Raw genomic sequence first — 22,530 nt, 5'->3', positions numbered from 1 at the left:
GAATAACTCATATGTATGAATAGATTCATATTGGCTGGAGGTTTAGAAATGGGAAGAATAAAAACCAAGATTACCATTCTGTTAGTGCTTATGCTTTTACTTGCAGGCGGTTATATGTACATAAATGATGTTGAGCTGAAGGATGTTCCGACAGCAATTGGACAAACCTTGTCCTCGGAAGAAGAGGAATACACCATCCAGGAATATAAAGTGACGAAAATTGACGGCTCAGAGTATCATGGAGTAGCAGAAAACGGAACGAAAATCATCTTCAACGGAAAAAAATTAAATCAGGATTTATCTGATATAAAAGAAGGTGACAAGATTAAGGCATACTTCAGCAAATCAAAGCGGATCGACGGATTAATCAAGGTTGCAAAAGTGAATGATTAACAAAACATCACCTTTCGGATCGAAGGGTGATGTTTTGTTTTTCTCAAATTGTAAGTTTATTTCATTGCGTACTTTAAAAAGGATCGCTATAATAGCCAATAAGGACAAATGAATAAAGATTGTATCCTTCGGGGCAGGGTGGAAATCCCGACCGGCGGTAGTAAAGCACATTTGCTTTAGAGCCCGTGACCCGTGTGCATAAGCACGCGGTGGATTCAGTTTAAGCTGAAGCCGACAGTGAAAGTCTGGATGGGAGAAGGATGATGAGCCGCTATGCAAAATGTTTAAAAATGCATAGTGTTATTTCCTATTGCGTAAAATACCTAAAGCCCCGAATTTTTTATAAATTCGGGGCTTTTTTTGACGGTAAATAACAAAAGAGGGGAGGGAACCAAATGGAAGAGTATTATATGAAGCTGGCCTTAGATCTTGCGAAGCAGGGCGAAGGACAGACCGAATCCAATCCGCTCGTCGGCGCTGTTGTCGTAAAGGACGGACAAATTGTCGGAATGGGCGCCCATTTAAAATATGGTGAGGCTCATGCAGAAGTTCATGCCATCCATATGGCTGGAGCACATGCAGAGGGTGCCGACATTTACGTTACACTCGAACCGTGCAGCCATTACGGAAAAACACCGCCATGTGCAGAATTGATTATCAACTCTGGCATCAAAAGAGTGTTCGTGGCGATGAGAGATCCTAATCCGCTTGTGGCTGGAAGAGGGATCAGCATGATCAAAGAAGCCGGCATTGAGGTAAGGGAAGGTATCCTGGCAGACCAGGCGGAGAGGCTGAATGAAAAATTTCTGCACTTTATGAGGACAGGCCTTCCGTACGTCACGCTAAAAGCGGCTGCCAGCCTTGACGGCAAGATAGCTACCAGCACGGGTGACAGCAAATGGATCACGTCAGAGGCTGCAAGACAGGATGCTCAGCAATACAGGAAAACACACCAAAGCATTTTAGTCGGAGTTGGCACAGTGAAAGCCGACAATCCGAGCTTAACCTGCAGACTGCCGAATGTAACAAAACAGCCGGTTCGGGTCATACTTGATACCGTACTCTCGATTCCTGAGGACGCTAAAGTGATTTGCGATCAAATAGCGCCGACATGGATTTTTACGACGGCACGCGCAGACGAGGAAAAGAAAAAACGGCTTTCAGCTTTCGGAGTGAACATATTTACACTTGAAACCGAGCGCATTCAAATTCCCGATGTTTTGAAGATCCTAGCGGAAGAAGGTATCATGTCGGTGTATGTGGAAGGCGGTTCAGCTGTTCACGGAAGCTTTGTCAAAGAAGGCTGTTTTCAAGAAATCATCTTCTATTTTGCCCCTAAACTAATCGGAGGAACGCATGCTCCCAGCTTAATCTCCGGTGAAGGTTTTCAATCAATGAAAGATGTCCCCTTATTACAATTCACTGATATAACCCAAATCGGCCGTGATATCAAACTGACGGCAAAACCGACAAAGGAATAGGATGGTGACCATGTTTACAGGAATTATCGAAGAAACAGGCACAATCGAATCCATGAAAAAAGCAGGGCATTCAATGGCCTTAACTATTAAATGCTCAAAGATTTTAGAGGATGTTCATCTCGGCGACAGCATTGCAGTGAACGGCATTTGTCTGACTGTCACTGATTTTACAAAAAATCAGTTCACAGTGGATGTTATGCCTGAAACAGTCAAAGCTACGTCACTGAATGATTTAACAAAAGGAAGCAAAGTAAATCTGGAAAGAGCGATGGCGGCAAACGGCCGTTTCGGAGGCCATTTCGTCTCAGGCCATGTCGACGGAACTGCGGAAATCACACGAATTGAAGAGAAAAGCAACGCAGTTTACTATGATTTAAAAATGGACCCGTCATTAACAAAAACATTGGTTTTAAAGGGATCAATTACTGTGGATGGCGTGAGCTTAACCATATTCGGCCTGACAGAAGACACAGTGACGATCTCCTTAATACCGCATACGATCAGCGAAACGATTTTTTCAGAAAAAACGATCGGCTCTAAAGTGAATATCGAATGCGATATGATCGGAAAATATATGTATCGATTTTTGCATAAAGCCAATGAAAATAAGACCCAACAAACCATTACAAAAGCCTTCTTAAGCGAAAACGGCTTTTAGAGAGGAAGATTTGCATGTTTCATCCGATAGAAGAAGCACTGGACGCTTTAAAAAAAGGCGAAGTCATCATCGTTGTAGATGATGAAGACAGAGAAAATGAAGGAGACTTTGTGGCTCTTGCCGAGCATGCAACGCCGGAAGTCATTAACTTTATGGCGACACATGGGAGAGGACTGATCTGCACGCCGCTCAGTGAGGAAATCGCAGACAGGCTTGATCTTCACCCTATGGTTGAGCATAATACAGATTCTCACCACACTGCATTTACCGTAAGCATAGACCATCGTGAAACGAAAACAGGTATCAGCGCTCAAGAAAGATCTTTTACCGTTCAAGCATTGCTGGACAGCAAATCCGTGCCATCTGATTTTCAGCGTCCGGGGCACATTTTTCCGCTGATTGCGAAAAAAGGAGGTGTCCTGAAAAGAGCGGGCCATACAGAAGCTGCTGTTGATCTTGCTGAAGCTTGCGGATCTCCAGGAGCCGGCGTCATTTGTGAAATTATGAATGAAGACGGAACGATGGCGAGAGTGCCTGAGCTCATTGAAATTGCGAAAAAGCATCAATTAAAAATGATCACCATTAAGGATTTGATTCAATACCGTTACAATCTGACAACACTTGTCGAGCGTGAAGTTGACATTACGCTGCCTACTGATTTTGGGACATTTAAGGTTTATGGATACACAAATGAGGTAGATGGAAAAGAGCATGTCGCATTTGTGATGGGAGAGGTGCCGTTCGGAGAAGAACCGGTATTGGTCCGGGTGCATTCAGAATGTCTCACAGGTGACGTGTTTGGGTCTCATCGCTGTGACTGCGGACCGCAGCTGCACGCCGCGCTGAACCAAATTGCCGCAGAAGGCCGTGGAGTGCTTCTGTACTTGCGCCAAGAAGGACGAGGCATCGGTTTAATCAATAAATTAAAAGCTTATAAGCTTCAGGAACAAGGTTATGACACCGTAGAAGCCAATGAGGCGCTTGGATTCTTGCCGGATCTTCGCAACTATGGCATCGGAGCACAAATTTTACGCGACCTCGGTGTCCGGAATATGAAGCTTTTGACGAATAATCCGCGAAAAATCGCAGGCCTTGAAGGCTACGGACTCAGTATTTCAGAAAGAGTGCCGCTTCAAATGGAGGCGAAAGAACACAATAAAAAATATTTGCAAACCAAAATGAACAAGCTAGGTCATTTACTTCATTTCTAATCACAAATATCACAAAAAAGGATGGGAATCATATGAATATCATACAAGGAAATTTAGTTGGTACAGGTCTTAAAATCGGAATCGTAGTAGGAAGATTTAATGATTTTATTACGAGCAAGCTGCTGAGCGGAGCAGAAGATGCGCTGCTCAGACATGGCGTAGACACAAATGACATTGATGTGGCTTGGGTTCCAGGCGCATTTGAAATACCGTTTGCTGCGAAAAAAATGGCGGAAACAAAAAAATATGATGCTATTATCACATTGGGCACTGTCATCAGAGGCGCGACGACACATTACGATTATGTCTGCAATGAAGCTGCAAAAGGCATCGCGCAAGCAGCAAACACTACTGGTGTACCTGTCATCTTTGGAATTGTAACAACTGAAAACATCGAACAGGCTATCGAGCGTGCCGGCACAAAAGCGGGCAACAAAGGTGTAGATTGTGCTGTTTCTGCCATTGAAATGGCAAATTTAAACCGCTCATTTGAATAATTTGCTGAAAACAGTTTAAAAATATGGCGAAAATGATATAATGTGAGAAAACGGATCACCTATTCGTATCCGTTAATAGCAGACTGGACATTTTGGATATAGAGGGGTTTTTATGTTAATTCGTTATAAAAAATCGTTTGAAAAGATTGCGATGGGGCTTCTTTCGTTTATGCCGAATGAAAAAGACCTTAAGCAGCTTCAGCAGACAATTAAGGACTACGAAACGGATACAGACCGCCAGCTCTTTCTTTGGAAAGAGGACGAGGATATCGTCGGAGCAATCGGAGTCGAAAAAAAGGATTCTGAGGTTGAGATCCGGCATATCAGTGTGAATCCTTCTCATCGCCATCAAGGAATCGGAAAACAGATGATGGATGCTTTAAAGCATTTATTCAAAACGCAAGTACTGGTTCCAAATGAATTAACGCAGAGCTTTTTCGAACGTTGTCAAGGTCAGCAGGATCAAGACATTTCATACAATAATTAAGCAGAGGCTGTGATCAGCCTCTGCTTTTTTTTCTGCGTTCTATTTCTTTTTCACGTTCACGGATGACGTCAGTCCGATCCCGCAAACGGTGTTTGTCGATAAGAAATATGTTCCTGAGTGCACTGGGCTGCCCCCATGTATACTTTTTTTTCCTGCATTCGATCCTGCATGCTTCCTCCAGTTTCTCATCTTTGATTGGCAGCATAATGCTTTTATAGGCAGAGCCCGTTTCGATTTGTTCGTAAACCGATTGCATAAGTTTGAGCAAACGGCCATGATCGAGCCCTAAGTCTTCGACTGCCCGGTATTCTGCTTGAAGAATCCGGATGCTGTTCGCCATCAGTCTTTTTGCCCCGGCTGTATTCTGCCTTCTGTGATGGTATAAAGCAACTGCAAGCTGAATAAAGCCGACCCAATAGCGTTTTCGTTTCTTTGGCGGATCTTCCTTCCAATATTCTTCTAATATTTCATGGCATTCAAAATAATCCCGTGTCGCGTGAAACTCAACGAGATAATCTATATAAGCTTTCGGATACAAGGTGTTTCCTCCTTTAATGTGCTTTTAGTGTACCATAGAAGGGATAAAAGGAAAAAAGAACGCTCGGCCTCTATTGCTTCTTAGAAAGGAAAACCAGAAGCTAAGGCTTTTTCTCCCGCTTCAGCGCTCCGAGCAAACACCTCTCGTGTTTTGAATATTCTGTACAAACTTGTTCAAAACAGGAAATGAAATAGTATTGGACGAGAGCTTTTTGGTGGCTTATACTATAGGGTAGCCAGTTTTTCCGGCAATGAGAGTGATACTTGAAAATGGTGAGATGATGGAAGAATATCAAGTGAAAATTGATACGTTTGAGGGCCCATTGGACCTGCTGCTTCATTTAATCAATCGTCTTGAAATTGACATATATGATATACCTGTGGCGAAGATCACTGAACAATATTTATTATATGTACATACGATGCGTGTGCTTGAGCTCGATATGGCCAGCGAGTATTTGGTTATGGCTGCCACGCTGCTCAGCATTAAAAGCAGAATGCTGCTCCCGAAGCAAGAGGAGGAGCTTTTTGAAGATGAATTACTTGAAGAAGAAGATCCGCGGGAGGAACTGATTGAAAAGCTGATTGAGTATCGAAAATATAAAGATGCGGCGAAGGATTTAAAAGAACGGGAAGAAGAAAGACAAAAATCGTTCACGAAACCGCCGAGTGATTTGAGTGAATATGCAAAAGAAGTAAAACAGTCTGAGCAAAAGCTCTCTGTCACGGTCTATGATATGATCGGAGCTTTTCAAAAAGTGCTGAAACGCAAAAAAATAAACAGGCCGATGGAAACAACAATTACAAGACAGGACATACCAATCGAAGCCAGAATGAACGAAATCGTGCACAGCTTGAAATCTAAAGGAACGAGAATCAACTTTATGGATCTGTTTCCATATGAGCAAAAAGAACATTTAGTAGTGACCTTTCTAGCTGTTCTTGAGCTGATGAAAAATCAGCTGGTCCTCATTGAACAGGAGCACAATTTTTCAGATATTTACATTACGGGGAGTGAATCCATTCATGGGGCTTGATATCGTGAATTGGAAAGCTATTGTGGAAGCCCTTCTTTATGCGGCAGGCGATGAAGGGCTTACAAAAAAGCAGCTGTTAACAGTGCTTGAAATCGAAGAGCCTGAACTGAACACTATCATGGCGGATGTGGCGGACGAATACCGCGGAGATACACGAGGGATTGAACTTATTGAGTATGCAGATACGTACATGCTCTCTACCAAAAAAGACTTTGCGCCTTACTTGAAAAAACTGATTGAAGTGCCGTCAAAGGGCCTTTCTCAAGCATCTTTAGAAGTACTGGCCATTGTTTCATACAAACAGCCAATTACGAGAGCAGAAATTGAAGAAATCAGAGGAGTAAAATCAGAGCGGATTTTACACAGTCTTGTCGCGAAGGCGCTATTGTGTGAAGTAGGGCGTGCCGATGGTCCGGGGCGGGCCATTTTATACGGTACTACGCCGACTTTTCTTGAACAATTCGGTCTGAAAACGCTGGACGAGCTTCCGCCGCTGCCTGAAAATGCGGAAGAAGACGTTCTTCAAGAAGAAGCAGATTTATTTTTTGAAAACTTTAACCAAACCTTCGAAGATATAAAATAGAAGTTTAATGAATCGCGCTTTTTCATCATCATAAGATATAAGGAAGAAGCTATCATGAAAGAAGCAAAATGTGAGAGACAAATACATGAGGGGAAGATACCAAACGAAATGGGACATTCGATTGTGCGAGCGCAGACTCAAAAAACAGGCGAATTCTTATCAATGGTTGTCAATACCGTGAACGATTACCTAAATCAAACGACGCTTGAGTCCTTACAGGCTGAATTGCCTATTGAAAAAGGATACTGCTGTGATGTGCTGAGCACTCTGAGAAGAATGGCAGTATTTTGTGAAGGAGGCGCAGAAGCGTGCCGCCGTCTCCTGATGCAGGAGCCTTTTCAGGAAGCCAGAGCGGAAAAAACACTTTATAATGTGTATCACCAATGCATTGAAGAGTTCTTTATGCCGAAAAAAGACACGTGGTGTGAAAATAGCCGGGCGTCTTATACTGGGGTCAGCGCAATTGAGTTTTATCATGCTGTTCCTGCGTCGCTTGAGCAATTATTATTGCCGTTGAGCGCGGCCTTTCTGAAGATGAGGGAAGAGCTGGCTCATTACGAAGCGTCCGGATCAAGCATGGCGCCAATCAGATAACGTTTACTCTCCCTTTTTCAGGGAGAGTTTTTTTATGTTTGCTTCCAGAAATATAATTGTTATTCATAACTGATGGACATGCGCATAAACTTGTACAAACCACCACAAGGACGTGAGCAAACATGCGCATTTTCAAAAAGGCAGTATTCGTGATCATGATTTCTTTTCTTATTGCAACTGTAAATGTGAATACAGCACATGCTGCTATAGATGTCAGTGCAAAAAGCGCGATCATTATTGACGGTGCGTCAGGCAGAGTGTTATATGCCAAGGACGAGCATCAAAAAAGGCGGATCGCGAGCATCACAAAAATTATGACCGCCGTCCTCGCCATCGAATCCGGCAAAATGGATCAAACAGTGACGGTTTCGGCAAATGCTGTCAGAACAGAAGGCTCCGCCATTTATTTAACAGAAGGTCAAAAAGTGAAGCTGAAAGATCTTGTGTATGGCCTGATGCTAAGATCAGGAAACGATGCCGCTGTCGCGATTGCTGAGCATGTCGGTGGGAGCCTCGATGGGTTTGTTTATATGATGAATCAAAAAGCCGAGCAGCTTGGTATGAAAAACACCCGTTTTCAAAACCCGCACGGATTGGACGACCATGAAAATCATTATTCAACAGCCTATGACATGGCCATTTTAACTAAGTATGCTATGAAGCTGAAAGACTATCAAAAGATTTCAGGCACAAAAATATACAAAGCGGAAACGATGGAAAGCGTATGGAAAAACAAAAATAAACTGCTGACCATGCTATATCCGTACAGCACAGGAGGAAAAACAGGCTATACAAAACTTGCAAAACGGACACTGGTCTCTACGGCTTCAAAGGACGGCATTGACCTGATAGCCGTCACCATTAATGACCCTAATGATTGGGATGACCATATGAAGATGTTTAACTATGTGTTTGAGCATTATCAAACCTATTTAATTGCAAAAAAAGGGGATATTCCAAAGCTGAAAGGCACATTTTATGAATCGAAGGCTTTTATCAAACGTGATATCACCTATTTGCTGACCGAAGAGGAAAAAGAAAATGTAAAAATTAATACCACACTGCTCAAGCCGAAAAAAGCATGGGAAAAAGATGCCTCGAAAATCCCTGACATCGTAGGGCACATGGAGATCATGTTCAACGATGCAACCATCGCAAAAGTGCCGATCTATTATGAAAATGAGCGGCATCAAAAACCGAAGAAACAATTTTTTGAAACGTTTAAATCAATCTTTCTGAATGCGGCAGGCGGAGCAAAATGGTCAATATAATTTGGGTCAGTTTAACCGTGATCGGACTCGTTTTTGCGATGTGCAACGGAACTCTGCAAGATGTAAATGAAGCCGTGTTTAAGGGTGCGAAAGAAGCGATTACGATCTCATTTGGATTGATGAGCGTGCTTGTTTTCTGGCTTGGCTTAATGAAAATCGCCGAGCAGTCAGGGCTTTTGGATATTTTCAGCCGGATGTGCAGACCTTTTATATCTAAACTGTTCCCTGATATACCGCCGGATCACCCGGCGATGGGCTATATTTTATCTAATCTTATGGCGAATTTCTTCGGCCTCGGAAATGCAGCAACTCCGCTTGGCATTAAAGCAATGGAACAAATGAAAAAGCTGAATGGAAACCGATCGGAAGCAAGCCGGTCGATGATTACTTTTTTAGCTGTTAATACGTCCTGCATCACACTCATCCCGACAACGGTGATCGCTGTCCGAATGGCTTATTCCTCCAAAACACCGACAGATATCGTCGGGCCAAGCATTTTGGCAACGCTTATTTCCGGAATCGGTGCCATTATCATTGATCGGTATTTTTATTACCGCCGCAAAAAGAAGGGAAGGTGAGCGGATGGAAATCATCAACTGGCTGTCTTTAGCCATGATTCCAATCATTATTGCCGGAATTCTTCTTTATGGAACGATCAAAAAGGTTCCGACATATGAATCGTTTGTCGAAGGCGGAAAAGAGGGGATAGAAATCGCCTTTTCCATTATCCCCTATTTAGTCGGAATGCTTGTCGCTATAACTGTTTTCAGATCATCAGGCGCGCTTGATTTTATAATGGATCTTTTAAAACCGGCTTTCTCCGCTATCGGCATCCCTGCTGAAGTAGTGCCGCTTGCTCTGATCCGCCCGATCTCCGGTACGGCCGCACTCGGAATGACGACCGATTTAATTGCAGTATACGGACCCGATTCCTTTATCGGCAGGCTGGCTTCCGTTATGCAGGGATCTACAGATACAACGCTTTACGTACTGACTGTGTATTTCGGAGCAGTCGGCATTAAAAAAATGGGTGATGCATTAAAGGTGGGGCTTCTTGCAGATTTAATCGGCGTAGTTGCATCTATCATCATCGTTACGTTATTATTTGGGAGCGCCTGAAAACGGCGTTTTTTTTAGATTTGGCATAGGAATTTGAAAAAGCTTGTTTGTTAAGGTTGAAAAAAGTAAGATAATACTTGAGGTGAAAGACATGGAAAGACTGCAAAAAGTGATTGCTCATGCCGGAGTTGCGTCGCGCAGAAAGGCAGAAGAGCTGATTAAAGAAGGAAAAGTAAAGGTGAATGGCAAAGTAGTAACAGAGCTAGGTGTTAAGGTCACCGGTTCTGATCAGATTGAGGTAAACGGGTTAAAGGTTGAACGCGAAGAGCCGGTTTACTTTCTCTTATATAAACCAAGAGGCGTTATTTCCGCAGCGCAAGATGATAAAGGACGCAAAGTGGTGACGGACTTTTTTAAAAATATTCCGCAGCGCATTTATCCGATTGGGCGTCTGGACTATGATACGAGCGGTCTTTTGCTTTTAACCAATGATGGTGAATTTGCCAATAAGCTTATGCATCCTAAGTATGAAATAGACAAAACATACGTGGCGAAGGTGAAAGGAATCCCGCCTAAAGAGCTGCTCAGAAAGCTGGAGCGCGGAATTAGGCTGGAGGAAGGCAAAACAGCGCCTGCTAAAGCGAAGCTGCTGTCTTTGGATAAGAAAAAGCAGACAAGCATTATTCAGCTGACGATCCATGAGGGACGCAACAGACAGGTGCGCCGCATGTTTGAAGCGATCGGACATGAGGTAATCAAGCTGAAGCGTGAGGAATACGCGTTTTTAAACCTGCGAGGCCTGCACACGGGCGATGCCAGAGAGCTTACGCCTCACGAAGTAAAAAGGCTCAGAGCACTGGCGGATCACGGTAAAAACGCTTTCTAAATTTCACATAACCTTCAAAAAGTAAGAAATGTGAAATGAACGTGCAATGATATAATTGAATGGATCTGCAATAGGGGGAAGGGGGCAGTGGACAATGAAGAAAAAAAGGCGTTTATTCATTCGGACCGGCATCCTTCTCGTTTTAATCTGCGCACTCGGCTATACCATTTACAACGCTGTATTTGCCGGCAAAGAGAGTATATCCGAAGGGTCCGACGCACCGAATTTTGTCCTAGAGGATACGAATGGGAAACGTATCGAGCTCAGTGACTTAAAAGGGAAAGGTGTTTTTTTGAATTTCTGGGGTACATGGTGTGAACCGTGCAAAAAAGAGTTTCCTTATATGGCAAACCAATATAAGCATTTTAAAAGCCAAGGTGTTGAAATTGTCGCTGTAAATGTTGGGGAGTCAAAGATAGCAGTACATAATTTTATGAAATCCTACGGAGTCAATTTCCCGGTTGTTCTGGATACAGATCGCCAAGTGCTTGATGCCTATGACGTATCTCCGCTTCCGACAACCTTTTTGATCAATCCGGAAGGAAAAGTTGTCAAGGTGGTGACCGGCACTATGACAGAAAGCATGATACACGATTATATGAATCTCATAAAACCCGGAGAGACTTCGGGATGAAGCAAGTCAAATGTGAATGCGGACATATAAACCCGGTCGGAACCGTTTTATGCGAATCGTGCGGAAGAGCTCTTCAGGAAACTCAACCTCCGCTCGCTGATATGAGATATGACGGAAGCGCAAGACGTTCGCAAACCTATAACAAAACGATCATCGACAAAATTTGGAATTTCTTTTCCTCGGTTAAGGTGGGAATATGGCTTATCGTCATAACCCTTGCCGCATCAGCGTTCGGCACCATTTTTCCCCAGGAAGCCTATCTGCCTCCGGGCGCACAGGCTGATACTTATTACAAGGAGCAGTACGGCACGTTTGGCCAGCTTTATTATTTGCTCGGGTTTCATCATTTATATGGTTCTTGGTGGTATTTGCTGCTCATTGCCTCGATCGGCATTTCACTCGTGATTTGCAGCCTTGATCGGGTCATTCCGTTGTACAGAGCGTTAAAAAACCAAGGTGTCAGAAGGAGCCCAGCTTTTTTAAGAAGGCAGCGCTTGTTCAGTGAAACAGTTACTGTACTGAACGGGGAATCGAAAGAAAAGATAGTTGCTCTATTAAAGAAAAAACATTATAGAATCAGAGAAAAAGAGGGCAGCATTCTTGCTGAAAAAGGACGCTTTTCCCGCTGGGGCCCGTATGTCAACCATATTGGATTGATCATCTTTTTGATTGGTGCGATGCTGAGATTTGTGCCTGGCATGTACGTCGATGAGACGCTTTGGGTCAGAGAAGGCGAAACCGCCGCAATTCCGGGTACAGACGGAAAATATTATTTGAAAAACAATCAATTCAGCGTAGAGACCTATAACAGCAAAACAGAAAAAAAGGTATTTGCAGATGCCATTGACAGAGTCGGGGACGGTAGAGTGGCAAAGAACTTTCAAACCGAGGCCGTACTCTACAAGAGAGAAGGAAAAATTGTTTATGGCGAGAAGCCGAAGCTGAAAAAAGTAACAGAAGAAGACATCCGTGTCAATCAGCCGCTGCGTTTTGATTCTTTTTCCGTTTACCAGGTGGATTACAAAGAGAATCAGCTTGACCAAATGGTGTTCCAGCTGATTGATAAAAAAACAAAAAAATCCTTTGGGAGCCTGAAGATCAACCTTCTGGATCCAGATTCGGTCTATGATCTTGGCAACGGTTACAAGGTGGAAATCGCCAGCTACCTGCCTGACTTCTATTTTAATCAGGACGGAGAGCCGAGTACAAAAACAAAGATCCCTAACAATCCGGCTTTTGTCTTTAATATTATAACGCCGGACAAACCGAAAGGCGAAAAGAGCTTTGTCGCCATCCAAGAAACCATCGAAGGATCAGGCAATAATAAATACAAGCTGAAATTTGACCATGTCGAAACGAAAAACATTACTGGACTTACAGTCAGAAAGGATCTGACACTCTGGGTGCTTGCTGTCGGCGGAGCCATTTTTATGATCGGTGTTATTCAAGGTATGTACTGGCAGCATCGAAGAATTTGGCTGCACTCACAGGACGGTGCAGTTATGGTAGCGGGGCATACCAATAAAAACTGGTTTGGCCTGAAGAAGGATTTAGCATTTATATTGGCTGATTCCGGACTGACTGAACCGGTGGACCAAAAAGAATTAATCAAAACACAGAAATAGGCGAAAAGGGAGTGATGTCATGGCAGAGCTGAGCGGAAATTTTCTTTATGCGGCCTTTCTTGTGTATTTAATCGCTGTCCCAATCTTCGGCGGGGCCATACGCGGGAATAAAGATAAAAAGGGCAGGCCAAACCGATGGGCCAACATTGGAATCACCCTTTCTATTGTCGGTTTTTTCTGCCACCTTGGATATTTCATCACAAGGTGGGCTGCCAGCGGCCATGCGCCTGTCAGCAATATGTTTGAATTCACCACCGCTTTTGGCATGATGCTTGTTTTGGCGTTTATCATTCTTTATTTTCTCTATAGATTGCCTTCATTAGGCCTGTTTACGCTGTCAATTGCTTTATTGCTGATTGCCTACGCCAGCATGTTTCCAACAGATATCTCGCCTTTAATTCCTTCGCTCCAAAGCAACTGGCTGTATATTCATGTAACAACGGCCGCGCTTGGGCAAGCTATACTTGCCATCAGCTTTGTCGCTGGTGTCATCTTTCTTTTGAAGCATGTAGACCAGACAAAGCCAAGTAAAAAGACCTTCTGGCTTGAAGCGATTATGTTTATCCTGGTCACAACCGTCGCCTTTATTGCAATCACATCAGCATTTCGTCTTGCAGGCTATGAAGCGGAGTTTAACTGGGTGGACAAAAATAAAGAAAAAAGCGTGATGGTGTACGAAATGCCCGCGCTTGTCGGTCCGCATCAGGGAGAGCTTTTGACCGAAGGAAGAATGGAACCGCTTGTTGATCTTCCCGCGCTTTTCTCAGGCAGAAAAGTGAACACTGTCATTTGGTCATTTGGAGCAGGTCTTGTGTTGTATGGGGCTCTCCGTCTGATCATCAGAAAAAGAATCAGCGCTCTATTACATCCGCTGGTGAAAAACGTCAATCTTGATCTGGTGGATGAGGTTGGGTACAGGGCCGTATCAATCGGATTTCCGATCTTTACACTCGGCGCGCTGATCTTTGCAATGATTTGGGCTCAGCTCGCGTGGACCAGATTTTGGGGCTGGGACCCTAAGGAAGTATGGGCGCTGATCACATTTTTGTTCTATGCCGCTTACTTGCATTTAAGACTGTCAAGAGGCTGGCACGGTGAGAAGTCAGCATGGCTGGCCGTAATCGGTTTTGCTATTATTATGTTTAATTTAATATTCGTAAATCTTGTGCTTGCCGGACTTCATTCTTATGCATAGTCCTTTGAAAGCGACACAGTTCTCAAACTTTCTCACGATTTGATAAAATGAAAGTAACAGAAGGAAAGCAGGGGGAAAACATGGACCAAACGAACGAAACAAAAATATTAGTAGTTGATGACGAAGCCAGAATTCGCCGCCTTTTAAGAATGTATCTTGAACGTGAAAATTATGCTATAGATGAAGCTGAAAATGGTGATGAAGCCATTGCCAAAGGGCTTGAAGCCAATTATGACTTAATTTTGCTTGATCTGATGATGCCGGGGACTGATGGAATTGAAGTGTGCCGGCAAATTCGTGAAAAAAAAGCGACACCCATTATCATGCTGACCGCAAAAGGAGAAGAAGCAAACCGGGTGCAGGGGTTTGAAGCGGGAACAGATGATTATATTGTTAAGCCGTTCAGCCCGAGAGAAGTCGTGCTGCGTGTAAAGGCCCTTTTGAGAAGAGCATCCCAAACCTCTTATTTCAATGCCAATACACCGACGAAAAATGTGCTCGTGTTTTCACATCTGTCCATAGACCATGACGCTCACCGCGTAACAGCTGATGGTACAGAAGTGAGCCTGACGCCAAAAGAGTATGAGCTTCTATATTTCTTAGCGAAAACGCCTGACAAGGTGTATGATCGGGAAAAGCTTCTGAAAGAAGTGTGGCAATATGAGTTTTTTGGTGATTTACGGACAGTGGACACTCACGTCAAACGCTTGAGAGAGAAGCTGAACAAGGTTTCTCCGGAGGCTGCGAAAAAAATTGTCACCGTATGGGGTGTAGGTTATAAATTTGAGGTCGGCGCTGAATGAAATTTTGGAAAAGCGTAGTAGGCAAGCTGTGGTTTACGATCCTTTCACTCGTCTTGATCGTATTGTTCATTTTAACGGTTCTTTTGCTGGAGTTTATTGAAAACTACCATGTGGAAGAAGCCGAGAATGATTTAACACAGCTTGCGAATAAAGTTGCTGTCATCCTAGAAAATCACGAGGACCAGGCACTGGCAAGGTCAATCACTTGGGAGCTCGCTGATAACTTAACAAGCATTGCCATCATCCAGGATGAGAAGAACCACTGGTATTCTCCGAATGATAAAAATCGCCTGTCGTCTATTACGGTTGAGCAAATACAGCATGACAAAGACTTAAATAAAGCTCTCAAAGACCATAAAAAAGTAAGCAAACGGACGGGACTGAGCGATACAGACACGGATAATGAACGCCTGATTGTAGGTGTCCCGTATGAAAAAGACGGAAAGAAAGGCATGGTCTTTTTATCCCAGTCTTTGCTTGCCGTTAAAGATACAACAAAACATACGACCCGCTATATTTTTCTTGCCGCTGGAATTGCGATTGTGCTGACCACATTTTTCGCATTCTTTTTATCAAGCAGGGTCACGTACCCTCTCCGAAAAATGAGAGAAGGCGCGCAGGATTTGGCGAAGGGCAAGTTCGATACAAAAATCCCGATTTTAACTCAGGATGAAATCGGTGAACTGGCGACCGCTTTTAATCAAATGGGCCGGCAGCTTAACTTTCATATCAATGCGCTCAATCAAGAAAAAGAGCAGCTTTCTAACATTTTGAGCAGTATGGCTGACGGGGTTATTACCATTAATATTGACGGTACGATTCTTGTGACCAACCCGCCGGCTGAACGTTTTCTTCAGGCTTGGTATTATGAACAGAACATGAATATCAAAGAAGGCGACAACCTTCCGCCTGAAGCAAAAGAGCTGTTTCAAAACGCTGTCAGCACTGAAAAAGAACAAATGATTGAGATGACGCTGCAAGGCAGATCATGGGTGCTTTTGATGTCGCCGCTTTATGCGGAATCGCATGTCAGAGGAGCGGTTGCCGTACTGCGTGACATGACAGAAGAACGCCGCCTTGATAAGCTGCGGGAGGACTTTATCGCAAATGTCAGTCATGAGCTGAGAACACCGATCTCCATGCTTCAGGGATACAGTGAAGCAATTGTTGATGACATTGCAAGCTCTGAAGAAGACCGGAAAGAAATTGCCCAAATCATTTATGACGAATCACTCCGAATGGGCCGTTTAGTTAATGATTTGCTTGATTTAGCCCGAATGGAATCAGGCCATACAGGCTTACATTATGAAAAAATCAATGTGAATGAGTTTTTAGAAAAGATCATCCGGAAGTTTTCCGGTGTTGCGAAAGAAAAAAATATTGCTTTAGATCATGACATTTCTCTCACAGAAGAGGAATTTATGTTTGATGAAGACAAGATGGAGCAGGTATTTACCAATTTGATTGATAACGCGCTGCGGCATACTTCAGCCGGCGGCAGTGTCTCCATTTCAGTCCATTCTGTGAAGGATGGATTGAAAATTGATATCAAAGACTCCGGGTCCGGCATACCGGAAGAAGATCTGCCATTTATCTTTGAGCGGTTTTATAAGGCAGATAAAGCGCGGACAAGGGGCAGAGCAGGAACCGGGTTAGGGCTGGCTATCGTTAAAAATATCGTGGAAGCCCACAACGGATCAATCACTGTGCACAGCCGAATAGATAAAGGAACAACATTTACTTTTTATATTCCGACAAAACGGTAAAATCGAGTCTGAATTTGCCGAAGAATCTTGTTCCATAAGAAACACCCGCTGACTGAGCGGGTGTTTTTTTAATAGCCAACATTAATAAAATTTAAGGATATGTTAATATAAATTCCCTTCCAAATTCCAGTTACTCGTAATATAGTTGTAATGTAACTTTTCAAGCTATTCATACGACAAAAAAGTGAACGGAGGGGTTTCAAATGGAAGAAACCTTTCAATTATTATATGATACATATCATCAAGATTTGTACCAATTTTTATTTTATATGGTAAAGGATAAAAACCAGACAGAAGACCTTCTTCAAGAGGTTTATATCCGGGTATTAAATTCTTATCATACGTTTGAAGGAAGAAGCAGTGAAAAAACATGGCTTTTGTCTATCGCACGCCATGTTGCGATAGACTGGTTCCGTAAACAGCAAACAATCAGACAGCGTATACTCGGTACATTTGACTGGGATACACAGGATGTCAGGGATCAGCAATTGCTGCCGGACGAACTTGCGGTTCAACATGAAAATGTCCGGGAAATTTATGCTGCGCTTGATCAATGTACAATCGATCAAAGAGCTGTGATTATCTTGCGGTTTATTCAGGGGTATTCAATACAGGAAACAGCCAAGGCTCTGCGCTTCTCGGAAAGCAAAGTAAAAACGACCCAACACAGAGGGCTCAAAGTACTTCGGAAACATATGGAGCTTTTGAGGGAGGAGCTAATGGATGATGAAGTCAGAATGGAACGAAGAACAGATAAAGGAGTTGTTAAGTCAACTTCCGGCAGTTAAAGACCATCGTTCGCCTCAGGATATTTACAAGCGGCTGACGATGGCAAAGCGTAAAAATAAGCCCGCTGTCAGGTGGATTGGCCCCGCGTGTGCCGCTGCAATTGCGGTTTATATCGCCTTCATTATTTCTCCTCATTTCTTTGATCAGGCACAGCCTCAACAAAAAGAAGCGTCCCAAGAGAACGCAGTAACGAAAACTGAGACAGAAGACAGCCCAAAAGCTGCATCATCCTTGGATCAGACATCGTTTGTCGTTCCTGAAAGGGACCAGAACAACTACATAACTGTAGCGGTTGCTGATGCCGATACATCTGCAATCATACCCGTCAGCATTCAAAAAACAAATGCAGACCAAACGATCCAGGATATGCTGTTTGAAAGTAGTGAATTGGGCATCCTTGATCATGCCATTACAATTCCAACCTTCATAGATGAAGTAGAAATAAAGGAAAAACCAAAGCAGAAGGAATTAAGTATACGAGTCCATCAGCCAGCTACGGCATTTTCTGTAAAAGATGATACACTGTTAAAAAAATTGCTTAAAGAATCCTTAAAATGGAGTCCTTATGAAAAAGTCAAATTTTTATCGGATCAAAATGAGACTGGGGTTCGGATTGGCTCATATGGCACTTTTACGGAAATTTCGATTCCCAAACAGTCAAAACGATCCTACTACTTGTACCAAAATAAACAAGGACAAGACTTTCTCGTTCCGTCAAATAATTCTTTTGATACAGTAAAAGAAGCGATTAAGGAAATGGAATCGAGCAGCCAAGAAGATACGACACCTCTTATTCAAGCGGGTGCTGTCCAATCTGTAACGAAGAAACAGAAACACTTATATATCCGCTTTTCAAAGGAGTCAGAAGTTGATGATTCTATTGCCAGTATTTTAATGATTGAGGGACTTCTTTTAACCGCAAAAGAGTTTGGCTTCACAGAAGTGACCTTTACCGAAACCAGAACAAACAAAATCGGCAAATATGACGTATCAGATGCAATTCCGGTACCGGCTGCTCCAAATCCGATTTTCTTAAACTAAAATGGGCCCTTTGAGGCTCTTTTTTAGTTGCTATTCATATAATAGAAATTTTCAAAAAAAAGTTGTACGTGTATAATAAAACAAGGTAACGATTGAAAGGATTTGAGATGAGTGAACGTGTTAACAATTAAAGGAGTTTCCATCGGGGAAGGAACGCCGAAAATCATCGTTCCGCTGATGGGAAAGACGGAAAAACAAATTCTGAATGAAGCAGAGGCAGTAAAATTACTGAATCCGGACATTGTTGAATGGAGAGTCGACGTATTTGAAAAAGCTAATGACAGAGAAGCGGTCACAAAGCTCATTTCTAAGCTTCGTAATTCTTTAGAAGACAAGCTATTTCTATTTACATTCAGAACCCACAAAGAGGGCGGGAGCATGGAGATGGACGAAAGCTCCTATCTTGCTTTGCTGGAATCGGCAATCCAAACAAAAGACATCGATCTGATAGATATCGAATTATTTTCAGGAGATGCACATGTAAAGGCGTTAGTATCGCTGGCGGAAGAAAACAACGTCTATGTGGTGATGTCAAATCACGACTTTGAAAAAACACCTTCGAAAGATGAGATTCTTTCAAGACTTCGGAAAATGCAGGATTTAGGGGCACATATTCCCAAAATGGCTGTCATGCCGAATGATACTGGAGATCTCCTAACGCTACTTGATGCGACGTATACAATGAAAACAAAATATGCAGACCGCCCCATTATTACAATGTCAATGGCTGCAACAGGGCTCATCAGCAGGCTGAGCGGTGAGGTTTTTGGATCGGCTTGTACTTTTGGAGCTGGAGAAGAGGCGTCCGCACCAGGTCAAATACCTGTTTTTGAGCTAAGGAGTGTCTTAGATATTTTGCATAAAAACACACGGGGATAGAACAATAAAAAAACTCAAGCTTTATAGCTTGAGTTTTTTTGATTATGGCAGATCAATGAGCTTCACAGACACAATATCAGGGACATTTGTTAGTTCTTTCACAATTTTATCTTCCAGATGTCTGTCAAAGGAAAGCATCATGATGGCTTCTCCGCCTTTTTCCTTACGGCCAACCTGCATAGTTGCAATGTTAATATCATTATCTCCGAGAATACGTCCTACTCGGCCGATGACACCTGTTGTATCTTGATGCTGGATATACACCAAGTGACCTGTCGGATAAAAATCAATATTAAATCCATTGATTTCGACAATTCGTTCTCCGAAATGAGGTATATACGTAGCCGTTACAGTAAAGGTGCTGCGGTCTCCTGTCACTTTTACGCTGATGCAGTTATCGTATCCAGATTCAGAAGAGGAAATTTTTTCACTGAAGCTGATGCCGCGTTCTTTTGCGACACCCCCGGCATTGACCTCGTTAACAGTAGAGTCAACGCGCGGTTTTAAAAAGCCTGACAGAAGGGCTTTTGTAATGAACGATGTTTCAAGTTTAGCAATTGTGCCTTCATATTGAATGGCAACATCCTGTACTGGTTCTTTCATGCACTGTGATACAAGGCTGCCAATTTTTCCTGCAATTTGATGGTAGGGCTTAATTTTAGCAAATTCATCTTTTGTCATGGCAGGCAGGTTGATAGCTGACATGACAGGCAGGCCTTTTGCGAACTGCAGAACTTCTTCTGACACTTGGGCGGCGACATTGAGCTGTGCTTCTTTCGTTGATGCTCCCAAGTGAGGAGTGGCAATGACTAATGGATGATCAACAAGTTTGTTGTCAACTGGCGGTTCAACTTCGAAAACGTCAAGCGCTGCTCCCGCAACATGCCCGCTTTCCAAAGCTTCGAGAAGTGCTGCTTCATCGATAATTCCGCCTCGCGCACAGTTAATTAAGCGAACACCTTTTTTCGTTTTTGCAATCGTTTCTTTATTCAATAAGCCTTTTGTTTCTTTTGTTAAAGGCGTGTGAACGGTAATGATATCCGCACTTTCAAGCACTTCTTCAAATGTACGGCTGTTTACGCCGATTTTTTTCGCTCTTTCTTCCGTTAAGAAAGGATCAAAAACGTGCACAGTCATACCGAATGCTCTTGCACGCTGTGCAATTTCACTTCCGATTCGGCCTAATCCTACAATACCAAGCGTTTTTCCATAAAGCTCTGAACCGACATAAGCTGTGCGGTTCCACTCTCTGGATTTCACTGAGATATTAGCCTGCGGAATGTGTCTCATTAAAGAAGAGATCATTGCAAATGTATGCTCAGCTGTCGAAATGGTGTTGCCGTTCGGAGCATTGATCACGATTACCCCGTGTTTCGTAGCCTCATCAATATCGATATTATCGACACCGACACCGGCTCTTCCGACAATTTTTAAAGAAGTCATTTTGTTGAAAAGGTCTTCTGTTACTTTTGTCGCACTTCGCACCAAAAGAGCATCAAAAGTATGTAATTCATCTTCTGCATCTGCTACGTTTTTTTGAACGATTTCAATAAAGTCTGATTCAATAAGTGGCTGTAAACCGTCGTTGCTCATTTTGTCTGAGACCAATACTCGAAACATCGTTAGATTTCCTCCTAAATTGACAAACTAAATATCTGATAATTTAACATATTCTCAAAAGAGTGTCAACGTGTATTGACGCAGTAAAGGATAAAAGTAAAGCCTAATAAATCAATGATCTGATAGCTTGCAGGTAATATATTTAATTTGAAGCAATTCTCTATACAGCCAACCAGTTATCGTTTATAATGTAATTAAATTTCATATGATCAATCTTCGGGGCAGGGTGAAATTCCCTACCGGCGGTGATGAGCCAATGGCTCTAAGCCCGCGAGCTGTCTTTACAGCAGGATTCGGTGAGATTCCGGAGCCGACAGTACAGTCTGGATGGGAGAAGATGGAGGTTCATAAGCGTTTTGAAATTGAATTTTTCAAACGTTTCTTTGCCTAGCCTAATTTTCGAAACCCCGCTTTTATATATGAAGCGGTTTTTTTATTGGCTGGAAAAGAACCTTTCCGTTTTCGAGTAAGATGTGATCGAAAAGGAGAGAATGAAGTGAAAGTAAAAAAATTAGTTGTGGTCAGCATGCTGAGCAGCATCGCATTTGTTTTGATGCTGTTAAATTTCCCGTTTCCGGGTCTTCCGGATTATTTAAAAATCGATTTTAGCGACGTTCCCGCTATTATTGCCATTCTGATTTACGGACCTTTGGCGGGTATTGCCGTAGAAGCGATAAAAAATGTTCTTCAGTATATCATTCAGGGAAGCATGGCCGGAGTTCCTGTAGGGCAAATTGCGAATTTTATTGCAGGAACACTCTTTATATTACCGACTGCTTTCTTATTTAAAAAACTCAACTCAGCAAAGGGCTTGGCTGTCAGCCTGCTTTTGGGAACTGTAGCGATGACCATTTTAATGAGTATTTTAAATTATGTTCTAATTCTTCCGGCATACACATGGTTTTTACATTCACCGGCATTATCCGACAGCGCGCTAAAAACAGCAGTCGTCGCAGGTATCCTGCCGTTTAACATGATAAAAGGTATTGTAATTACGGTTGTATTCTCACTAATTTTTATCAAGCTTAAGCCATGGATTGAGCAGCAGCGAAGTGCACATATCCATTAACTAAAAAAGCTCCCGTTCGGGAGCTTTTTTGTTACTTCTATTCAAATTTAAGCGGGTCGCCTTCAAATGGCTCATCCGCCACTTTGATGGAATCAGTAGGGCATCCTTCAAAAGCGTCAATCATATCTTCTTCCAGTACCTCAGGAACTTCGACAACACCTTTGTTTTCATCAAGCGTTACGAACGCGATGCCTTCATCATCGTAATCGTAAATGTCTGGTGCAGCAGCTCCGCAAGCGCCGCATGCAATACATGTATCTTTGTCTACGATTGTGTACTTTGCCATGAATAAAACCTCCCAGATTGTTCTTGGTGGAACAAATGGATCAATCTTTATATTTAATCAATTTAACACCTATTCCTCTTACTTATTGTAATGATGTTGCTGCCACATTTCAACAGAAAAATGATTGAG

25 protein-coding genes and 2 riboswitches are annotated in these 22,530 nt (G+C 42.8%); of the genes, 22 read left to right on the top strand and 3 right to left on the bottom strand.

Features of this window, described 5'->3' with window-relative positions:
• The first annotated feature begins 48 nt into the window (after positions 1-48).
• From AC07VD_RS15045 to ribT, 6 genes are all read left to right on the top strand, one after another.
• Complete coding sequence (locus AC07VD_RS15045; RefSeq protein ID WP_217018324.1) at positions 49-393, top strand: hypothetical protein; 345 nt, start codon at positions 49-51, stop codon at positions 391-393.
• A gap of 120 nt (positions 394-513) precedes the next feature.
• A riboswitch (FMN riboswitch) is annotated at positions 514-658 on the top strand.
• 130 nt (positions 659-788) lie between these two features.
• On the top strand, positions 789-1,874 hold the full coding sequence (ribD, locus tag AC07VD_RS15040) for a bifunctional diaminohydroxyphosphoribosylaminopyrimidine deaminase/5-amino-6-(5-phosphoribosylamino)uracil reductase RibD (RefSeq protein WP_015714195.1): 1,086 nt from the start codon (positions 789-791) through the stop codon (positions 1,872-1,874).
• A gap of 10 nt (positions 1,875-1,884) precedes the next feature.
• Complete coding sequence (gene ribE, locus AC07VD_RS15035) at positions 1,885-2,532, top strand: riboflavin synthase subunit alpha (RefSeq protein WP_014480161.1); 648 nt, start codon at positions 1,885-1,887, stop codon at positions 2,530-2,532.
• Between the two features lie 14 nt (positions 2,533-2,546).
• The gene (locus AC07VD_RS15030) at positions 2,547-3,743 is read left to right on the top strand and encodes a bifunctional 3,4-dihydroxy-2-butanone-4-phosphate synthase/GTP cyclohydrolase II (RefSeq protein WP_003230496.1); all 1,197 of its coding nucleotides are present in this window, start codon (positions 2,547-2,549) and stop codon (positions 3,741-3,743) included.
• Positions 3,744-3,775: 32 nt separating this feature from the next.
• Positions 3,776-4,240 (top strand): 6,7-dimethyl-8-ribityllumazine synthase, encoded by a 465-nt coding sequence (ribH, locus tag AC07VD_RS15025; RefSeq protein ID WP_003223915.1) that lies wholly within the window; start codon positions 3,776-3,778, stop codon positions 4,238-4,240.
• A gap of 112 nt (positions 4,241-4,352) precedes the next feature.
• Positions 4,353-4,727, top strand: coding sequence for a GNAT family N-acetyltransferase RibT (gene ribT / locus AC07VD_RS15020; RefSeq protein ID WP_003223910.1), 375 nt, complete (start codon positions 4,353-4,355; stop codon positions 4,725-4,727).
• 13 nt (positions 4,728-4,740) lie between these two features.
• Here the strand turns inward: ribT and AC07VD_RS15015 are convergent, their stop codons facing one another.
• Entirely contained in the window at positions 4,741-5,265 is a 525-nt protein-coding gene (locus tag AC07VD_RS15015) for a DUF309 domain-containing protein (protein ID WP_217018330.1), read from the bottom strand.
• A 280-nt stretch (positions 5,266-5,545) separates the two neighbouring features.
• Here AC07VD_RS15015 and AC07VD_RS15010 point away from each other — a divergent pair, with 280 nt between their 5' ends.
• The 15 genes from AC07VD_RS15010 to aroD all read left to right on the top strand — a co-directional run bounded on the left by AC07VD_RS15010 (position 5,546) and on the right by aroD (position 19,426).
• Positions 5,546-6,301 carry a segregation/condensation protein A gene (locus tag AC07VD_RS15010; protein ID WP_046381501.1) on the top strand — a complete coding sequence of 252 codons (756 nt, stop codon included), beginning with the start codon at positions 5,546-5,548 and terminating at the stop codon, positions 6,299-6,301.
• The gene (gene scpB / locus AC07VD_RS15005; protein WP_003223904.1) at positions 6,291-6,884 is read left to right on the top strand and encodes an SMC-Scp complex subunit ScpB; all 594 of its coding nucleotides are present in this window, start codon (positions 6,291-6,293) and stop codon (positions 6,882-6,884) included. The genes AC07VD_RS15010 and scpB overlap by 11 nt, the downstream gene beginning before the upstream one ends.
• 54 nt (positions 6,885-6,938) lie before the next feature.
• A complete protein-coding gene (locus AC07VD_RS15000; RefSeq protein ID WP_004399065.1) occupies positions 6,939-7,478 on the top strand; it encodes a YpuI family protein in 540 nt (179 codons plus the stop codon).
• 122 nt (positions 7,479-7,600) lie between these two features.
• Complete coding sequence (gene dacB, locus AC07VD_RS14995; protein ID WP_003230505.1) at positions 7,601-8,749, top strand: D-alanyl-D-alanine carboxypeptidase DacB; 1,149 nt, start codon at positions 7,601-7,603, stop codon at positions 8,747-8,749.
• Positions 8,737-9,327, top strand: coding sequence for a spore maturation protein SpmA (gene spmA / locus AC07VD_RS14990; RefSeq protein ID WP_004398980.1), 591 nt, complete (start codon positions 8,737-8,739; stop codon positions 9,325-9,327). Before dacB ends, spmA begins: the two co-directional genes overlap by 13 nt.
• 4 nt (positions 9,328-9,331) lie before the next feature.
• Positions 9,332-9,868, top strand: coding sequence for a spore maturation protein SpmB (gene spmB, locus AC07VD_RS14985; protein WP_003230509.1), 537 nt, complete (start codon positions 9,332-9,334; stop codon positions 9,866-9,868).
• Positions 9,869-9,959: 91 nt separating this feature from the next.
• The gene (gene rluB / locus AC07VD_RS14980) at positions 9,960-10,694 is read left to right on the top strand and encodes a 23S rRNA pseudouridine(2605) synthase RluB (RefSeq protein ID WP_004398815.1); all 735 of its coding nucleotides are present in this window, start codon (positions 9,960-9,962) and stop codon (positions 10,692-10,694) included.
• A gap of 94 nt (positions 10,695-10,788) precedes the next feature.
• Entirely contained in the window at positions 10,789-11,328 is a 540-nt protein-coding gene (resA, locus tag AC07VD_RS14975; RefSeq protein WP_003230513.1) for a thiol-disulfide oxidoreductase ResA, read from the top strand.
• Complete coding sequence (resB, locus tag AC07VD_RS14970; protein WP_086344030.1) at positions 11,325-12,953, top strand: cytochrome c biogenesis protein ResB; 1,629 nt, start codon at positions 11,325-11,327, stop codon at positions 12,951-12,953. The genes resA and resB overlap by 4 nt, the downstream gene beginning before the upstream one ends.
• A gap of 19 nt (positions 12,954-12,972) precedes the next feature.
• Positions 12,973-14,148, top strand: coding sequence for a cytochrome c biogenesis protein ResC (resC, locus tag AC07VD_RS14965; RefSeq protein ID WP_015714189.1), 1,176 nt, complete (start codon positions 12,973-12,975; stop codon positions 14,146-14,148).
• Positions 14,149-14,228: 80 nt separating this feature from the next.
• On the top strand, positions 14,229-14,951 hold the full coding sequence (gene resD / locus AC07VD_RS14960) for a DNA-binding response regulator ResD (RefSeq protein ID WP_003246107.1): 723 nt from the start codon (positions 14,229-14,231) through the stop codon (positions 14,949-14,951).
• On the top strand, positions 14,948-16,717 hold the full coding sequence (gene resE / locus AC07VD_RS14955; RefSeq protein ID WP_029726754.1) for a sensor histidine kinase ResE: 1,770 nt from the start codon (positions 14,948-14,950) through the stop codon (positions 16,715-16,717). Before resD ends, resE begins: the two co-directional genes overlap by 4 nt.
• Before the next feature lie 203 nt (positions 16,718-16,920).
• Positions 16,921-17,505, top strand: a complete 585-nt coding sequence (gene sigX, locus AC07VD_RS14950) for an RNA polymerase sigma factor SigX (protein ID WP_003230521.1) — start codon at positions 16,921-16,923, stop codon at positions 17,503-17,505.
• The gene (gene rsiX / locus AC07VD_RS14945) at positions 17,441-18,547 is read left to right on the top strand and encodes an anti-sigma-X factor RsiX (RefSeq protein WP_077671402.1); all 1,107 of its coding nucleotides are present in this window, start codon (positions 17,441-17,443) and stop codon (positions 18,545-18,547) included. Before sigX ends, rsiX begins: the two co-directional genes overlap by 65 nt.
• Positions 18,548-18,658: 111 nt before the next feature.
• A complete protein-coding gene (aroD, locus tag AC07VD_RS14940) occupies positions 18,659-19,426 on the top strand; it encodes a type I 3-dehydroquinate dehydratase (RefSeq protein ID WP_342819521.1) in 768 nt (255 codons plus the stop codon).
• Positions 19,427-19,468: 42 nt separating this feature from the next.
• On the opposite strand, the gene serA is transcribed toward aroD, so the two are convergent.
• Positions 19,469-21,046, bottom strand: a complete 1,578-nt coding sequence (gene serA, locus AC07VD_RS14935; protein ID WP_014664444.1) for a phosphoglycerate dehydrogenase — start codon at positions 21,044-21,046, stop codon at positions 19,469-19,471.
• A 208-nt stretch (positions 21,047-21,254) separates the two neighbouring features.
• Positions 21,255-21,389, top strand: a riboswitch (FMN riboswitch).
• A 153-nt stretch (positions 21,390-21,542) separates the two neighbouring features.
• Between serA and fmnP the strand changes: the two genes are divergently transcribed.
• The gene (gene fmnP, locus AC07VD_RS14930; RefSeq protein ID WP_124058524.1) at positions 21,543-22,115 is read left to right on the top strand and encodes a riboflavin transporter FmnP; all 573 of its coding nucleotides are present in this window, start codon (positions 21,543-21,545) and stop codon (positions 22,113-22,115) included.
• A gap of 37 nt (positions 22,116-22,152) precedes the next feature.
• On the opposite strand, the gene AC07VD_RS14925 is transcribed toward fmnP, so the two are convergent.
• Positions 22,153-22,401: a ferredoxin gene (locus tag AC07VD_RS14925; RefSeq protein ID WP_003225461.1), complete on the bottom strand. Its 249-nt coding sequence runs from the start codon at positions 22,399-22,401 to the stop codon at positions 22,153-22,155.
• Positions 22,402-22,530: the final 129 nt, after the last annotated feature.

This window comes from Bacillus sp. GW821-FHT01G09, assembly GCF_059422205.1.
Note: the sequence above shows the minus strand (reverse complement) of the source record. Positions and strands in the feature narration are given on the sequence as shown.